Source organism: Mycobacterium sp. NGS24 (genome assembly GCF_059813065.1).
This window is the reverse complement of record NZ_JCALDW010000004.1, coordinates 266049-281485: the sequence shown is the minus strand read 5'-3', so window position 1 is coordinate 281485 and position 15437 is coordinate 266049. Positions and strand designations below refer to the sequence as shown.

The window sequence follows — 15437 nt, the reverse complement described above, 5'->3', positions numbered from 1 at the left end:
CTCCTATTCGTGCGTGAGCACGCATTTGCCGAAGGTGCGTCCGCACTCCAGATACTCGTGCGCTGCGGCGGCCTGGTCGAGGGCGAAGACGCGGTCCACCACGGGCGGCCGCACCTGGTACTGGTCCATGACTTCGAGCAGTCCGGCGAAGTCGCGCAGGCTGCCCATCGTGGTTCCGAGCAGATCGAACTGACCGAAGTAGAACCCGCGGATATCAAGGTGCGCGGTCTGCTCGGCGTTGGCACCCAGGACCACCAGGCGACCCCCCGGACGCAGTGCGGTGATGGACTCGCTCCAGCGCCCGACGGGGTCCAGGATCAGGTCGAAGCCACCGCCGCCCGGCGAGAGCGCACGTGCGTGCTCGGGCCAGGCCGGGTCGTGGTGCAGCACGCCAGCGCGGGCGCCGCAGGCCACGGCCCGCTCGATGGTGTCGGCCGAGGACGACGTCACCGTGACGGTGGCTCCGACGGCTGCCGCGAGTGCGACGGCCATCGTGGCGATTCCGCCACCCGCACCGATCACCAGCATCGACTCCCCGCCGCGTAGCCGACCGCGGGAGAACAGCGCGCGGAAGGTGGTCACTCCCACCAGCGGCAGCGCGGCGGCTTCTACCCAGCTCAGTCGGGGGGGCTTGGCCGCCACGCACTCCAGCGGGACCGACACCGTCTCGGCGTAGGTGCCGGGGGTGTGATCGCCCAGGATCTCGAAATCGGGCCCCGGCGCCTCCGCCCGGTCGCCCCAGTGCAGTGACGGCACTACGACGACGTGCTCACCGGTGTCGGTGCGCACACCGGCTCCGTCGGCGCCGATGACGTGGGGCAGGGGGGAGGAATAACGACCTTGGCGAACCAGCACGTCGTGCCAGTTCAGCGCGCTGGCGCGGAGCGCAACCGGCACCCAGCCGGGGCGGGGCGGCGGGTTGGGGAACTCGCCGGGTTGTAGCACTCGGGCGTCGCCGTACTCGGACATGATCACTGCATGCAAGAGCACCTCCTTTGGCCTGACCATTAGACCATTGAGGCGCAGGCTTGGCAATGTGACCCAGGCCGCCGATCGCAGTCATTGTGTGCTTGCTAACACCTGGGCTATAGTTTGGTTCAATGGTATGACCTATTAAGGCTCAGCCCCGCAGGGAGGGAGTGGTGATGGCCTCAACAGCATCCATGGTCGCAGTTGCAGAGAACCCGTGGTTGGTCGCTCGTGCAGAGGAAGCCGTGGTTGCGGCCGCCGAATACCTCGGCGTGGCGCCCCCCACCCTGACGCCCGCCGCCTTGGGCCACCAGCTGGCCAGTCTGCGGCAACGGCTGGAGGACCTCACCGCGCAGCCGACCGGCAGCGCCGAGGACCGCGCGGCCGCATCGCAGATATTGATCGCCATCCTGAAGTTGCAGTGCGATCTTCTTGACGAGGACCTTGCCCGGCGGGTCAGGTCGATGTCAGAAATTCGCAACGCCCTCAGTCAGCTCCGCGGCCTGGCCCCGAGCGACATGATCCGGGTCGCAGGAGATGTCCTGAGCCGGGAACTGGCCTTCGCGCGGACCATGGTTTCTGCCGTGTGCGGTTCGCTCTGGGTGCCGCGCTATGTGCACATCGAAGACAGGGACGCCGACCCCCATGCGCGGTCGCTGCAGGACTTCGTGGCAACTCGGCGTATTCAACTGGCCGACGCTCCGCTGGAGACCGAGTTGGTGCGCAAGCGGTGCGGTGTTTTCGCGCCCACTCCGCAGAACGACAAACGGGTGTTCCGCGAGATCATGGAAGCATCCGGATGTTTCGGCTACATCGGTGCCCCGATCATCGTGCAGGGCAGGGTAATCGGGATTCTGCACGCGGACCGCCCCGAGCCGCACGGCATCGTGACGATGGACCATCTCGAACAGTTGGAGGCCTTCGCCGAATGTCTGTCGGTGGCCTATGAAAGCGCCGCGCTGGAAGGTAAAGCCGCGCAACAGCGCCTCGAGGTCGAGAACTTGTGGGCGAACGCCGACAGGCGGCACCCGGCGCCGGTGCGGGTGGCGAAGCAGCTGTCGCCGACCTGCCACCGGGCGGCTGCGGTCCCGTTGACAGCGCGGGAGCACGAGATCATGTCGCACGTGGCCACCGGCGCCACCAACAGCCAGATCGCGCGCTATCTGGTCATTTCCGAGGGGACCGTGAAGTCGCACCTCAAGCACATCGCTAAGAAGCTCAACACGACCAGCCGGGCGGCTGCGGTCGCGGCCTACGCCGGCGTGGCGAGCGCGGACCTGAGGGCCGGCCGATGAAGGCGCGCGCGATGGTGGAGCGACTCAACGAGCTGAACGCGCGGGTATGCGCAGAATTCGGCATCGCGGCCCTCTCCGATGCGCAAAACCTGGACGAAGCGATCGCGGTGTCGACGACCACCGTCGACTTCCTGATGGCCCGTGGGGATTCCACGCCGGCTGAGCCGTCGATCGCCGAATTCTTGCGGGCGCAGGTCGAGGCACGCCGACTGCGCGACTCCCGTCGCGTCCATGTGGTGCGGGCGCTTACCGCGGGGGTGCGGCGCATGAAGAAGGCCGGGTCGCTGCATGCGCTCGGCCGCCAAGCCTGCTCGGAACTGTGTGATGAATTCGGTTTCGACACTGCGGTGTTGTCCTACGTCGAAGACGGCGCCTTCGTCGTCGAAGAATCCGAGCACTGCTTCGGTGGGCCCACCGTGGTGTCGCGTCAGGACTGCAAAGTCGAGAGCGCGTGTATTCAGCTGCGCGACACCGTGGCGACCGATGAGCAGCGCATGCCGGCCAGCGCGGTCTACGCCGAGCTGCTCGGGTCAGCACGCTATATCGCCGCCCCGGTCATCGCCGCAGCGCGAGTGGTCGCTCTGCTGCACGTGGGTCGGGACAGCCTGGAAAGCGTATCCTCCGACGATGTCGAACTGCTCGATGCGTTCGTCTCCGCATACTCGCTGCTGCACGAGAAAATCCTCAACGCCGAACAGGTTCAGCAGCAATGTAACTCGATTGCGCGCGCGGCTGCGCTGCTGACCGAGCAGGCCGATCGCATTGCCAACTCGGTGATCACCTTCGACTTGGACCACGATTCGCCGGTCGGTCCGGCTCCGCGGGTTCCCAGCGACTCTGGACTTGCGGCGTCGTTATCGCACCGCGAACGGCAGGTTTTCGAGTTGCTGGTGGCGGGTGCTTCCAACGCCGACATCGCCGACCAGCTGGTGATCACCGTCGAAACGGTCAAGACGCATGTCAAGCGAATCCTGCGCAAGGTCGGTGCCATCAACAGATCCGAAGCGATCGCACTCTACATGGAGGACACCCGCCCCGGTGGGTGGGGTAATCCGCAAAAACGTTGAACGAGAACCCTTTTCACGCGGCGCACTGGCGCCCGGTATCCGGCTTCGGCAACCTGACCGACATCACCTACCACCGCCACGCCAGCCAGCCGACGGTGCGGGTGGCGTTCAACCGGCCCGAGGTACGCAACGCATTCCGGCCGCACACCGTCGACGAGTTGTATCGCGCGCTCGATCATGCCCGGATGTCCCCGGACGTCGGGGTGGTGCTGTTGACCGGCAACGGGCCGTCGCCGAAGGATGGTGTGTGGGCGTTCTGCTCGGGCGGCGACCAGCGCATCCGCGGACGGACCGGCTACCAGTACGCGTCCGGTGACACGGCCGAGACCGTCGATGCCGCCCGCGCCGGGCGGTTGCACATCCTGGAGGTGCAGCGCCTGATCCGCTTCATGCCCAAAGTGGTGATCTGCCTGGTCAATGGGTGGGCCGCGGGCGGCGGGCACAGTCTGCACTCGACCTGCGACCTGACCCTGGCCAGCCGGGAGCACGCCTGCTTCAAGCAGACCGACGCCGACGTGGGCAGTTTCGACGGCAGCTACGGCAGTGCCTACCTGGCACGGCAGGTAGGCCAGAAGTTCGCCCGTGAGATCTTCTTCCTGGGCCGGCCGTACACCGCCGAGCAGATGCACCGGATGGGTGCGGTGAACGAGGTCGTCGACCACGCCGAGCTGGAAACGGTGGCGCTGGACTGGGCGGCGCAGATCAACGCCAAATCGCCGCAGGCGCAACGAATGCTGAAGTACGCGTGCAACCTGCTCGACGACGGTTTGGTGGGTCAGCAGTTGTTCGCCGGGGAAGCTACCCGGCTGGCCTACATGACCGACGAGGCGGTCGAGGGCCGGGATGCGTTCCTGGACAAGCGTCCTCCGGATTGGACGCAGTTCCCCCGCTATTTCTAGGTCGCGCGAGCTAAGCGGCGGAGATACCGCCGTTGACGCTGATCGCCTGTCCGGTGAGACGGGCGGCCGCGGCGCTGCACAGGAAGACCGCCAGCGCGGCGATGTCGTCGGCGTCAGGCACCCCGAGCGCGGCCTGCTGGGCGGCGCGGGCGAACAACTTGCCGCTGAACCCGTCGGCGGTGATGCGTTCGGTCGAGGCGGTGCCGTGCACCAACGAGGGGGTCAGCGCATTGGCGCGGATGCCATAGCGCTTCTCCTCGATGGCCAGGGTGCGGGTGAACATCACGATGGCCGCCTTTGCGGCACCGATGACGGCTTCACCGGGCGTCGCCGTCTTCGCGGCGTCGGAAGCGACGTTGATGATCACACCCCGGCGGCGACTGCGCATCCCCGGCAACACCGCGCTGGCCATCTGCATCGACGGCACGGCCAAGTCGGTCAGGATGCCACTGATGTCCGAGGTCGCGATATTGACGAACAATTCCGGGCGCACGTCGGCAGCCGTGGTGCATATCAGGATATCTATGCCGGACAACAAGTCTTCTGCTTGTGCTGCAACGGAAGTCGCGACGGCGGGATCTCTGGCGTCGCCGGCGATGAAGTCGACGGCCACCCCCACCTGCGCGATGGACTTCGCGGCGAGTTCGCCGCGGTCCGCGCTGCGACCCACCACCACAATTCGCGGTACTCCGGCCGCGGCCAGCGCCCGTGCCGATGCGAGCCCGATCCCGGCGGTACCGCCGACGATCAGCGCGCTCGATTCGCCGAGTTCATTGGGGGCGGGCAGGTCAGCCTGTTGGGCACTCATTGTGTCTCCTTACCGTGTCATCTTGCTTGTCCTGCTGCGTGTGGTCCTGCTGGGCAACCCTTGTCAGCCAGGCCAACAGCTCTGCGATCACCTGGTCGTCACGTCCAGTGTGGGATACCCGGGCCAGCTGCGCGGCGTCGGTGAGCCGGCCGGCGAACGAAGCGGAGTCGATGGCGAACCCGCAATGGGGATCGGCGAGATAGGCGTCGACGACGGTCTCGTCGCCGGTCAGCCCGTCGAAATCGGTAGGCGCGCAGATGCTCGCCCATCCCGTGGACGAGCACGACGCTGCCGAGATGTTCCAGGCCGGACCGAACCTGCCAGCGATAGCCGGCCAGCTGCCTGCCGTCGGTGGCTCGGAAGGTCAGATGGTCGGGCGAGGGCCTGACCTGCGACACCTGCAAACGATAGAATGGTCAGACCGAAAAAGTCAACATCACGCCTCGTCCTTGAGTGAATGGTCTGACCATTATAGGATAGAGGTGCCGGGTCTCAGTGCCGCGAGGGGAGTTGTCCGATGACGGTGCGCCACATCGCACAGGTACTCCGCCCCGCCGACGACCTGCGGCACCGCCCCGCCCCCGGTGGACGGATGCGCGACAGTCTGTTCTGGGAAGTCATCGTGGCCGAGGAAGAGATCGGCGTACAGGTGTATCTGTATCTGACGGACCGGGGCCGTGCCGGTTACAACGTCGTGGTCTGGGGCAGTGCCGGGGAGCCGTTGGCGCTGCAGCTCAACTCCGGGTGGGTCGCTGATGATGCCGACCTCGATCACCTCGAGTTCGGCGGCCTGTCCGTGCGGCAGCACGAACCGTTGCGAAGTTGCGTACTGTGCTACCAGCACGATGAGGTAGCAATCGAATACGAATTCCACGCTCTGCACCAGGCGTTCAGCTACTGGTCTAATCCGGGCGGCATTCCGGGCTGGTTCGCCGAGAACCGGATGGAGCAGACCGGCCGGGTGCGGGGCTCCGTACAGGTCGGGAGTCGCCAGGTGGCGCTGGACCATCCGGGACACCGGGACCATTCCTGGGGCGTGCGTGACTGGGGTGTCCCGCAGCACTGGAAGTGGTTCGTCGCCTACACCGATGCAGGTGTCGCGGTCAACGGCTGGATCTGGATTGCCAAGGGGGAGTGGGGTTTCGGCGGATACGTGAGCCGTGGTGGGGACACCGTGGCGGTCCGCAGCATCGAACATCGGGCGGACTACGACCCGCAGATGCGTCAGCGGCGGCTGCAGGCCACAGTGATCGACGTCGAGGGCGGTCGTACCGCTGTCGAGCTCGAAGCATTCGGCGTGGTTGAGTTACCCAGTCACGATCCGATGCAGACCGTCATCCGCGAGGCCGCCTGCCGCGCCCGGATCGACGGCGAGCCCGGTGCGGGCCAGTTTGAAACCCATTGGACAGGTGCCTATTTGAACTACCTGGTGGAATCGGGCAACCGGCGGTGAACTGGCAGTGGTCGGCGTCGGGGCTGACCCGGTTGGGTGGCTTCCTGTGCGAACATGCCGAGCTGGGTCAGCGGGTCAGCGCCCGCCGGGTCGGGGACGGCCACTCCAACCTGACCTACCTGGTCTCCGACGGTGACCGCACGGTGGTGGTCAGACGGCCGCCGCCGCCACCGCTGCCAGCCGGCGCCCACGACGTGGTGCGGGAGGCTCGGCTGTTGGCGGCGCTGGCCGACACGCCGGTCCCGGTGCCGCGCGTGATTGCGGTGGCAGAGCCCGGAGAAGTTGTCGACGTACCGCTGGTGGTGACTGAGTTCGTCGACGCAGCAGTGATTACCGAGCAGACACCGCCGCCGCTGGACAACCCCCGTGCTCGACGCCGGATTGCCGAGTCGGTGGTCGACGTTCTCGCGGATCTGCACGCCGTCGACTGGGCCGGCATCGGTCTGCGCGACTTCGGTAAACCCGGGGGATTCAACTCCCGTCACTTGCGCCGGGTCTGCGCCCTTGTCGAAGAGGCCGACGGTCACCTGCCCGCAGCATTCCAGGGATTGGCGCACTGGCTCGGTGCGCACACCCCACCGGAGTCGGCGGCCGCGATCGTGCACAACGACTTTCGGCTCGGCAATCTGATGATCGCCGCGCCGGGTCGGGTTGCGGCGGTGCTGGATTGGGAGTTGGCCACCATCGGCGATCCGCTGTTCGACCTGGGCTACTTTGTGTCGTCCTACCCGGCACCGGGTGAGGAACTGACCCCGACCGCGGCGATGGCCGTGGCGGTGCTGGAGGACGGTTATCCGGCCCGCGACGAGTTGCTCGCCCGATACAGCCAGCGGACCGGGGTGGCGCCACGCAACATCGAATGGTATTCGGCGCTGGCGCAATTCAAGCTCGCCGCGCTTTACGAATACGGGCGCCAGCGCGCCGAAACGGGGACCGGTGACCCGTACTTCGGCGATCCCGGAATGGTCGCGTCGTTTCTGCGGGCCGGCCGGCGGTGGGCGAAACTCGAGCGGAGTTGAAGAGAATTGCCGTGGCTCCGGCCCGCCCGCGATCTACCTTATCGAAGAACTGTTGGGATCGTTCTTGCACCGTGCTGTTGCCACCGCAGAGCGCGTACCCCCACATCGCCTAGACGCGCAGCTGGTCGCGCAGCGGCCGCCCGATGATCTCGAGTGCCGTCTCCTTGGCCGGTACCACCCACTTTCCCCTCGTCACGCGTTAACCACTCGTACCAGGGCAAATCCGGCGGCGGGGTTGCGGCGCTGCTCTACAGTTATGGGGTGGATCACAGCACCGGGCGGGAGCCGCCGGCGTCACACCGCGAGGTGGACGAGCGGCTGGCTGTGGTGTTGGACGGGTTGCGATCGATCGCCGACCACGACGATCCGCACTGGCAGCCGCCGCCGGCCGACGCCCGGGCCATCGTCGACGATGCCTGGTCGGCGATCGCTGACGCGCTGTGCGATCAGCCGGCCGCCGGGGCGGTGCTGGCGGCGCTGCGGACACTGGCTCGCACCGATGTGTCGTTGCTGCATGCGTGTGATGCTTCGCATCGGATCGCCGGGGTGCTGTCCCGGCTCGAGGCGGCACCGTGCACCGTTACCGACCTGATGGATCTGGCGCCGCGACTGGTCACCGAACTCGGTTTCGACCGGGCCATCTTCTCCCGCATCGTGAACGGCGTGTGGATATCGCAGTCGGTCTGCGTGCCCGATGACCCCGAGTGGGCGCGGGAGATCAATCGGATCGGCCAGGAGCAGCCGCAGCCGCTGGTGCCCGGCTTGTTCGAGACCGAGATCGCCCGCCGCCGTGAGGCGATGAACGTCACCGATGTCCAGCACGAGGCGCGGGTGCACCGGCCCATCGCGGACGCGTCGCGCTCGACGTCCTATGCCGCCGCCCCGGTCATAGCAGGTAACCGGGTCGTCGGTCTGCTGCACGCCGACCGTTATCGGCAGGGACGCGACACCGACGTCGCCGACTGCGAGATACTGACCTCCTACGCGCGGGGTCTGGAGCTGGCGTTCAGCCGGGCACGCGCCGTGCAACGACTGGAGTCCATCGGATCGGCGCTGCACGGGGTGGCCAGTGAGTGCGGCGAAACTGCCGACACTGTCCATCATTTCGACCTGGATGCGGCTGCCGGCGGCGGCGGCGCACACCGCGCTCTCCCGGCCGCATCTTGTCTGCCCGTCCGGGCGAGCAGGTCGGTCCGCGAGGCGTTGACGGCGCGCGAGATCGAGATCCTCGAGCAGATGGCGCTCGGGCGCACCAACCCCGCTATCGCAACGCGTCTGTTCATTTCGGAGGGCACGGTCAAACAACACGTCAAGCACATCCTGCGCAAGCTCGGCGCGGAGAACCGGGTGGAGGCGGTCTCGCTGCTCTACCAGTCCGACGAGCGCTGACGGGCGGTCATTCCACGATGGTCAGGGACTGGGTGGGGCAGGTGCGGACCGCTTCCTCGACTTCGGCACGGCGGGTGTCGTCGACAACCTGCTGCAGCAACTGAAGTCGGCCATCGTCGTCCAGGGTGAAGATGTCCGGCGCGATTGCCTCGCACATTCCGATCGACGCGCAGCGATCGGGGGCGAACTGGATGCGGCAGCCGCTCATCGTCCCGGCTCCGGGTTCACCGGCATGCTGATCACACCGCGGATGAAGTTGGTCCGCACCAACTCCGGTTCGCCTACGGTGAAGTCCGGCATCTGGGCGTGCAATTCGCGCAGCAGCGAGCGCAGCATGGCTTTGGCGAGCTGGCTGCCCAGGCAGAAGTGAATGCCGCCGCCACCGAACGCCATGTGCGGGTTGGGATTGCGGCTGAGGTCGAGAGTATTGGGGTTACCGAAGACCGTCTCGTCGCGGTTTCCCGAGGAGTACATCAACACCACCTTGTCGCCGGGCAGGATCTGCTGGCCACCGAGCTGGTAGGGGCTCACACAGGTGCGCCGGAAGTTCTGCACCACCGAGCCCCAGCGCAGGAATTCCTCGACCGCTGAACCGATCCGGCCCTCGAAGTCCTCCCACAACCAGCCACGCTGATCCGGAAAGTCGCAGAGCGCCTTGGCAGCGAAGCTCGAGGTGTGCCGGGTGGTGTCGGTGGCCGCCACCGAACACAACACCATGGTGGCCCCGATTTCGAAGTCCGACAGTTTTTCGCCGTCGACTTCGGCCCGCACCAGGTTGGTCAACAGGTCGTCGGCCGGCCGGCGGCGGCGCAGTTCCACCAGTTCTTCGGTGACGTCGTGAATCCGCAGGGCGGCCTCGACCTGAACCTCCGCGGGGTCGCGTCCGGCCAGCAACACCGGATCCGCCCACGCCTGGGTCTCGTCGGCGGCGTGCGAGACGGTGGTTCGCAATTCCTCAGGGACACCGAACATGTCCCCGAACATCTGCACCGGCAGATGTTTGGAGATGTCATCGACGAAGTCGACATCCCCGCCGTCGCGCGCCTTATTCACCGCGGCGCGGACGATCGAACGCGCCCGCAACGCGATGTCGTTCTCGATGCGGCGCACCTGACGAGGGGTGAACGCGGAGCTGACCAACCGGCGCACCTTATGGTGTTGCGGATTGTCCATCGCCAGGAACGACATCGCCATCTCGAGGAACACCGGCGGCAGCATGTCGAACATCACTCCGTAGCGGGACACGAACACGTCGTTGTGCTGGCTCACTTCGATGATGTCAGGATGCCGGACGACCGCCCAGAAGCCGGGGTCGTCGGGATCGGGGGAAACCGCCGTCTCGATCGGCGGCTGCCAGCTCACCGGCCGCTGGTGCCGCAGCTCGGCGAATACGGGGTCGCGCTCGGGCAGGTCAAGATCCCAGAACGCGTCGCTGGAGACGTTGAGCGGGTCATAGGGGCGCGTTGCAGCTGCGTCGTTGAACGGCGGGACATCGACGCTGTCGTCGTCCTCATCGAAAGACAGGTCTGCGCAGAAGAGTTCGCTGTCGGCGGTGGTCATGGTCGGCTCCCGGGTCAATCGGCGTGGCTGAGCAGAATGTCGTACGGTTTGGCGGCGCGGCCACCGGACAGGTCCAGATGGACGGTCTTGACCTCGGTGTAGGCGTCCAGTGCGTCCGGCCCGAGTTCGCGGCCCACGCCGCTCTGCTTGTAGCCGCCGAACGGCAGTTGGCAGTTGATCTGGTGGGCGTCGTTGATCCAGACGCTGCCGCACTCGATCCGCTCGGCGATGGCAAGCGCCCGCGCGTTGTCGGTGCTCCAGATGCTGGCCGCCAGGCCGTATTCGGAGTCGTTGGCGATGGCGACGGCGTCGTCGTCGTCGCTGTAGGGGATCACCACCAGGACGGGGCCGAAGACCTCCTCCCGGGCGATGCGCATGTCGTTGCGCACCCCGGTCAGGATGGTCGGCGCCACCCAGAATCCGTCCCGCTGCAGCGCTTCTCCGCCCAGCGCGACGGTCGCGCCCTCCTCGGTGGCGCCGCGGACGTAGGCCAGAATGCGGTCCCGCTGCTTGGCGTCGATGACGGGGCCCATATCGGTGTCCCAGTCCCGGGTCTCGCCGACGACGATGGTCTTGGCGCGCTGCACCAACCGGGCCACGAACTCATCTTGCAGGTGGGCGGGGACCAGTGCGCGAGTGCCGGATTCGCACACCTGACCGGAGTAGACGAAGCAGCCGTACAGGATGCCGTCGACGGCCATGTCGAGGTCGGCATCGTCCAGCACGATCGAGGGGCCCTTGCCGCCGAGTTCCAGGGTGACGTTTTTGACCGAACCCGCTGCCAGGCGCATGATTTCGCGCCCGATCGCAGTCGATCCGGTGAACGCGATCTTGCCGACGTCGGGGTGGCTGGCCAGCCTGGCGCCGGCCTCGGGCCCGTCACCCGGTACCACGTTGAGGACCCCGGCAGGCAGGCCGTTGCGTTCGGCTATCCGGGCGAACTCCAGGATCGACAGCGGGGTGTGCTCGTCGGGCTTGACGACCACGCTGTTGCCCGCGGCCAGCGCCGGACCCACCTTCCACAGGGTCAGCAGCAGCGGAAAGTTCCACGGCGCGATCGCGCCGACCACTCCGATCGGTTCGCGGTGTACCACTGCCTGGCTCAGGGCGGGGAAGTTGGCGATGGGTGCCGGACGTTGCCAGGCATAAACTTCGGCCAGATCTGCGAAATAGGCGAAATGTGCCAGCGCATAACCGATGTGAAAACCGGTCGCCTGTCGAACTGTCGCACCGTTGGCGGACAGCTCCAACTCCACCAGTGCTTCTGCGGCGTCGTTGGCTGCCGCCACGATGCGTCGCATGATGGCGGCCCGCTCCGGTGGCGTCTTGAGCCGCCAGACGCCGGAATCGAAGGTGGTTTTGGCCGCTGCCACCGCGACATCGATGTGGCTGGCGTCGCCGCGCGCGACGGTGGCCACCGCGGCCCCGGTGCTCGGGTCGGTGATTGTCATCCGGCGTCGGGTGTCGACGTCGCGACCGCCGATTCGCATCGAATGATGTTGAATCTCAGTAGTCGTCGTCATATCAGGCCTTCGGGTCCAGGACGATCTTGGTAGCCTCGCGGGCTTCGAACATGCGGTAGGCCTCCGCGGCCTGCGACATGGGCATCTGGTGCGAGATGATCGAGCTCGGGCTGAGTTTGCCGGCCGCGGTCAGGGCAATGACTTCATCGATGTACTCGGTGATGTGCGAGACGCCCATCTGGACAGTGACCCCTTTGAGGTAGAGCTCGCCGAATGGAATGGTGAGTGCGTCCTCGGTGTAGACGCCGGGTATCGACAGCGTCCCGCCGGCACGGACCAGCGAAATCGCGGACAGCAGAGCCGATTCGTGGCCGACGGCGTCGATGACCAGGTCGGCTCCGCGCCAGTCGGTCATGTCCAGCACGGCATCGGCGGGATCGGTCTGGGCGGCGTTCACCGCCCCGGCGCCAAGGTTTTCCGCCTCCTTGAGGCGGGTGTCGACCTTGTCGATGACGACCACCCGCAGGGCTCCGAGCGCCAGGGCGGCCATTGCAGTGCACAACCCGACCGGGCCGGCGCCGACGACCGCGACGGTGTCGCCGGGCCGTAGCGCGCGGGCGACGGCTTCGTACCCGGTGGTCATGATGTCGCCGGCGAACAGGATGTCGTCGACGTTGACTGCGCCACCACCGGGCACCAACCGTGCCGTCCGGTCGGCGTTGGGCACCACGACGTACTCGGCCTGCCCGCCGGCCAGGTCGCCGAGCGCCAGACCGAGGCCGAATATCCGCGAGCCCGCACAGTTGCCGGGCTGGTGCCGTCGGCACTGGTAGCACGAACCGCAACTCACCACACACGAACCGACCACCCGGTCGCCGGTGCTGAACTGGCTGACCGCGACGCCCGCATCGACCACCGTGCCGAGGAATTCGTGTCCGAGCACGATGTCGGGTTCGACGTCGAGTCGACCCTCGTACGGGTGCAGGTCGGTACCGCAGATGGCGGTCCGTTCCACCCGCAGCAGAATGTCGGTGGGACTGGCGATTTCGGGTACGGGAACCTCTGCCACCTCGACGAGATGTGGTGCCCGCAGGACCACCGCGCGCATCGTGTCAGGCATGGGTCGCCGCGTCCTTGGGAGCGACCTTCTCCCGGTACATCGGGAACAACGGCTTGGTCAGCGGCACCAGCTTGAGGATCTTATTGACCGGGCCCTTGGCCTTGACGTGCCCCTTGGCCAACCCGATCGCCAGGTTGTACTCGCCGCGCCAGAACTGGTCGGCGGTGTCGCCACGCATCAGCAGGGTGACGTCGGGCTTCACGTCGTTGGGACCGGGGATCACCTGGTAGTCGTCGCGGAAGACCATGGTCATCTCGCAGTCGGGATCGGTGTAGATCACTCGCATGACGATGTTGGCGGCGCGCAGCTTCGGACCGGATTCGGGGTGTGCGCCGGCATCGCGGAATACCCCGCCGATGTAGGTGTCCAACTCATCGAGATCTTTGAAAAAGCCCATTTCCCAACCACTTCCAGGTCGCTGTGACTGCTCTCACAAACGTAGGCCGCCGGGCGGGCTACTGACATTTCCCCATGGTGGACTTCTTCGTATCCCGGTAGGGATATGGGTGGCGACCAATCGGTTGCGTCACTGTCGGCCGGCGGCCGGCAGCTGCTGTCCGGACTCCGGGCACACGAAATTGCGGGTGCGCTGAAGGCGCGCGCAGACGCTGGCGGTGGTTAGTTCAGGCCGAGTTGGGCAAGCAGCGCGGCGACGTTCCAATAGGCGTGCACCGACACCGCGCGGCCGTCGCCGTCGACCTCCCAGACATCCATGCCCGGGATATCGAACGATCGGCCGGACGCCGGCACACCCGGGGGGAAGTCTGCGCCGGTGTGCGTGCCGGTCATCCGCCACTCCTGGGTGACCCGGCGGTTGGGGGTATCAACCAGCGGCGCACCTACCGCCTCGAAGGTCAGGTCGGGAAAGCCTGCCCAGGATGCGGTGAAGAAGTTGCCGGCCTGCTCGTGATTGGTGATCGGCTCGGGCAGGGAGGGGTCCACCCAGTGCACCGTCTCGGCAATCGCGGTCAGCGCGGTGTCCAGGTCACGCCGGTTCCACGCAGCGAAATAGCGGGCCGGGTAGCCGGCGAGGTCGGTGGTCGTGGCGGTCATGCGCAATGTCCAATCGTTGGCTGGGCAACTACGGTAACGCGTCGACCGGTGCCGATTCGTCACACCGATGGGAGGTCTTCTGCCGCCCCTTGGGGGTGCCGTCCGGTGCTCAGCCCATGCTGGCGCCGCCGTTGACATAGATGGTCTGCCCGGTGACGAAGCGACTGTCGTCACCGGCCAGGAACGCCACGGCCGCGGCGACCTCGGCCGGATCTCCGGGTCGCCCGAGGGGGACAAGCCCAGTTCCCTGCTCGACGACACGGTGCAGTCGCGCCGGCGCCGTGCCGGAGTCGAGGGTCTCGGCGAGTTCGGGGGTGCGCACATAACACGGCGCAACGGTGTTGGCGGTGATTCCGGCGGTGCCGAATTCGCGGGCCAGGCCGGTGACCATGGCGTGCACGCCACCTTTGGCGGTGTTGTACATGGCGTGATCGATCAGCCCGGTGCGCACCGAGTCGGCACCGATGTTGACGATCCGGCCGTAGCCGCGAGAAATCATGTGCGGCAACACCGCTCGCACGCAGTGGATCGCGGTCCACAGGTTGTTGTCGATGGTGGCCCGCAGCGTTTCCTCGGTGTGTTCGAGGGTCGGGCGAATCACGCCGCCACCGGCATTGTTGACCAGGATGTCGAGATGACCGAGGGTTTCCAGCGCGGCTGCCACCAACTCGGCCGCCACGCCGGGGTGGTGCAGCTCACCGAAGTGCCCGCCGCTGATACCGGTTTGGCCGCAGAGCAGTTCGAGCTCCTCCGCGTTGCGGGTTGCTGCGAAAACCCCTGCACCGTCAGCGATGAGGCGCGCAACGATGCCCCGGCCGATACCGGATGCGGCGCCGGTGACGATTGCCGTCCGACCGTGCAGTGCGCCGCTCACAGGATGATCGCCACGTCGCCGACCGACCGCAGGTCCGTCAGGTCCAGTTCCGCGCGTTTGCAGCGAATCCGCAGGCCATCCGCGCCGTTACCAAGCCGGTAATGGTACTGGCCGACATAGCAATTGGTGCGGCCCGACCGGAACCGCCACACCGTGAACGACGCGGTCACCGCCAGTTCACCGACCGATCCTTCGTCGACCCGGACATTGAACACCTGATGGTTCGTTCGGGAGTGCGGGTACTCGCGGTGGGCGCGCCGACTATTCAGCCGCGTGACGCGGGCCGCCAACCGCACCAGGTTGTCGTCGATGAGCATCAGGTCGTGCGCCGGGTCGCCGTCGCGGGCATCATTGCACGGCACCTCGTACTTGGCGTCCTTGTCGAACAGCAACAGCCAGTCGTCCAGCGCCCAGCTGTCCAGCAGGGCGGCTTCGGCGTACAGGTACTCCTCGACCTGGTGACGCATT

General features: G+C 66.7%; 16 protein-coding genes. 6 read left to right on the top strand and 10 right to left on the bottom strand.

Translation table 11 applies throughout. The annotated features are described in order from the left end of the window. Nucleotides 1-3: 3 nt before the first annotated feature. Nucleotides 4-984: a zinc-binding dehydrogenase gene (locus AC5Y6Y_RS08840; protein ID WP_473139170.1), complete on the bottom strand. Its 981-nt coding sequence runs from the start codon at nucleotides 982-984 to the stop codon at nucleotides 4-6. A gap of 161 nt (nucleotides 985-1145) precedes the next feature. Here AC5Y6Y_RS08840 and AC5Y6Y_RS08835 point away from each other — a divergent pair, with 161 nt between their 5' ends. The 3 genes from AC5Y6Y_RS08835 to AC5Y6Y_RS08825 are packed head-to-tail and all read left to right on the top strand — an operon-like array spanning nucleotide 1146 to nucleotide 4230. Next, nucleotides 1146-2264: a LuxR C-terminal-related transcriptional regulator gene (locus tag AC5Y6Y_RS08835; protein WP_473139169.1), complete on the top strand. Its 1119-nt coding sequence runs from the start codon at nucleotides 1146-1148 to the stop codon at nucleotides 2262-2264. Next, nucleotides 2261-3331 carry a helix-turn-helix transcriptional regulator gene (locus AC5Y6Y_RS08830; protein ID WP_473139168.1) on the top strand — a complete coding sequence of 357 codons (1071 nt, stop codon included), beginning with the start codon at nucleotides 2261-2263 and terminating at the stop codon, nucleotides 3329-3331. The genes AC5Y6Y_RS08835 and AC5Y6Y_RS08830 overlap by 4 nt, the downstream gene beginning before the upstream one ends. Further along, nucleotides 3328-4230, top strand: coding sequence for a 1,4-dihydroxy-2-naphthoyl-CoA synthase (locus AC5Y6Y_RS08825; protein ID WP_473139167.1), 903 nt, complete (start codon nucleotides 3328-3330; stop codon nucleotides 4228-4230). Before AC5Y6Y_RS08830 ends, AC5Y6Y_RS08825 begins: the two co-directional genes overlap by 4 nt. 10 nt (nucleotides 4231-4240) lie before the next feature. Here AC5Y6Y_RS08825 and AC5Y6Y_RS08820 read toward each other — a convergent pair whose 3' ends face one another. Next, nucleotides 4241-5038, bottom strand: coding sequence for an SDR family NAD(P)-dependent oxidoreductase (locus AC5Y6Y_RS08820; RefSeq protein ID WP_463827588.1), 798 nt, complete (start codon nucleotides 5036-5038; stop codon nucleotides 4241-4243). A gap of 517 nt (nucleotides 5039-5555) precedes the next feature. Between AC5Y6Y_RS08820 and AC5Y6Y_RS08815 the strand changes: the two genes are divergently transcribed. The 3 genes from AC5Y6Y_RS08815 to AC5Y6Y_RS08805 all read left to right on the top strand — a co-directional run bounded on the left by AC5Y6Y_RS08815 (nucleotide 5556) and on the right by AC5Y6Y_RS08805 (nucleotide 8899). Next, nucleotides 5556-6491, top strand: coding sequence for a DUF7064 domain-containing protein (locus AC5Y6Y_RS08815; protein ID WP_473139166.1), 936 nt, complete (start codon nucleotides 5556-5558; stop codon nucleotides 6489-6491). Continuing rightward, a complete protein-coding gene (locus AC5Y6Y_RS08810; protein WP_473139165.1) occupies nucleotides 6488-7510 on the top strand; it encodes a phosphotransferase family protein in 1023 nt (340 codons plus the stop codon). The genes AC5Y6Y_RS08815 and AC5Y6Y_RS08810 overlap by 4 nt, the downstream gene beginning before the upstream one ends. Before the next feature lie 261 nt (nucleotides 7511-7771). Next, nucleotides 7772-8899, top strand: coding sequence for a LuxR C-terminal-related transcriptional regulator (locus tag AC5Y6Y_RS08805; protein ID WP_473139164.1), 1128 nt, complete (start codon nucleotides 7772-7774; stop codon nucleotides 8897-8899). A gap of 7 nt (nucleotides 8900-8906) precedes the next feature. Here the strand turns inward: AC5Y6Y_RS08805 and AC5Y6Y_RS08800 are convergent, their stop codons facing one another. The 8 genes from AC5Y6Y_RS08800 to AC5Y6Y_RS08765 all read right to left on the bottom strand — a co-directional run bounded on the left by AC5Y6Y_RS08800 (nucleotide 8907) and on the right by AC5Y6Y_RS08765 (nucleotide 15436). Next, entirely contained in the window at nucleotides 8907-9107 is a 201-nt protein-coding gene (locus tag AC5Y6Y_RS08800; protein ID WP_463827592.1) for a ferredoxin, read from the bottom strand. Continuing rightward, nucleotides 9104-10459 (bottom strand): cytochrome P450, encoded by a 1356-nt coding sequence (locus tag AC5Y6Y_RS08795; protein ID WP_473139163.1) that lies wholly within the window; start codon nucleotides 10457-10459, stop codon nucleotides 9104-9106. The genes AC5Y6Y_RS08800 and AC5Y6Y_RS08795 overlap by 4 nt, the downstream gene beginning before the upstream one ends. A gap of 14 nt (nucleotides 10460-10473) precedes the next feature. Continuing rightward, nucleotides 10474-11949 (bottom strand): aldehyde dehydrogenase family protein, encoded by a 1476-nt coding sequence (locus tag AC5Y6Y_RS08790; protein WP_473139162.1) that lies wholly within the window; start codon nucleotides 11947-11949, stop codon nucleotides 10474-10476. Between the two features lie 34 nt (nucleotides 11950-11983). Next, the gene (locus AC5Y6Y_RS08785) at nucleotides 11984-13042 is read right to left on the bottom strand and encodes an alcohol dehydrogenase catalytic domain-containing protein (RefSeq protein ID WP_473139161.1); all 1059 of its coding nucleotides are present in this window, start codon (nucleotides 13040-13042) and stop codon (nucleotides 11984-11986) included. Next, entirely contained in the window at nucleotides 13035-13439 is a 405-nt protein-coding gene (locus AC5Y6Y_RS08780; RefSeq protein ID WP_473139160.1) for a hypothetical protein, read from the bottom strand. The genes AC5Y6Y_RS08785 and AC5Y6Y_RS08780 overlap by 8 nt, the downstream gene beginning before the upstream one ends. A gap of 221 nt (nucleotides 13440-13660) precedes the next feature. Further along, nucleotides 13661-14095, bottom strand: coding sequence for an ester cyclase (locus AC5Y6Y_RS08775; protein ID WP_473139159.1), 435 nt, complete (start codon nucleotides 14093-14095; stop codon nucleotides 13661-13663). Nucleotides 14096-14204: 109 nt separating this feature from the next. Beyond that, nucleotides 14205-14969: an SDR family NAD(P)-dependent oxidoreductase gene (locus AC5Y6Y_RS08770; RefSeq protein ID WP_463827598.1), complete on the bottom strand. Its 765-nt coding sequence runs from the start codon at nucleotides 14967-14969 to the stop codon at nucleotides 14205-14207. Further along, nucleotides 14966-15436: an aromatic-ring-hydroxylating dioxygenase subunit beta gene (locus tag AC5Y6Y_RS08765; protein ID WP_473139280.1), complete on the bottom strand. Its 471-nt coding sequence runs from the start codon at nucleotides 15434-15436 to the stop codon at nucleotides 14966-14968. The genes AC5Y6Y_RS08770 and AC5Y6Y_RS08765 overlap by 4 nt, the downstream gene beginning before the upstream one ends. Nucleotide 15437 lies beyond the last annotated feature (1 nt).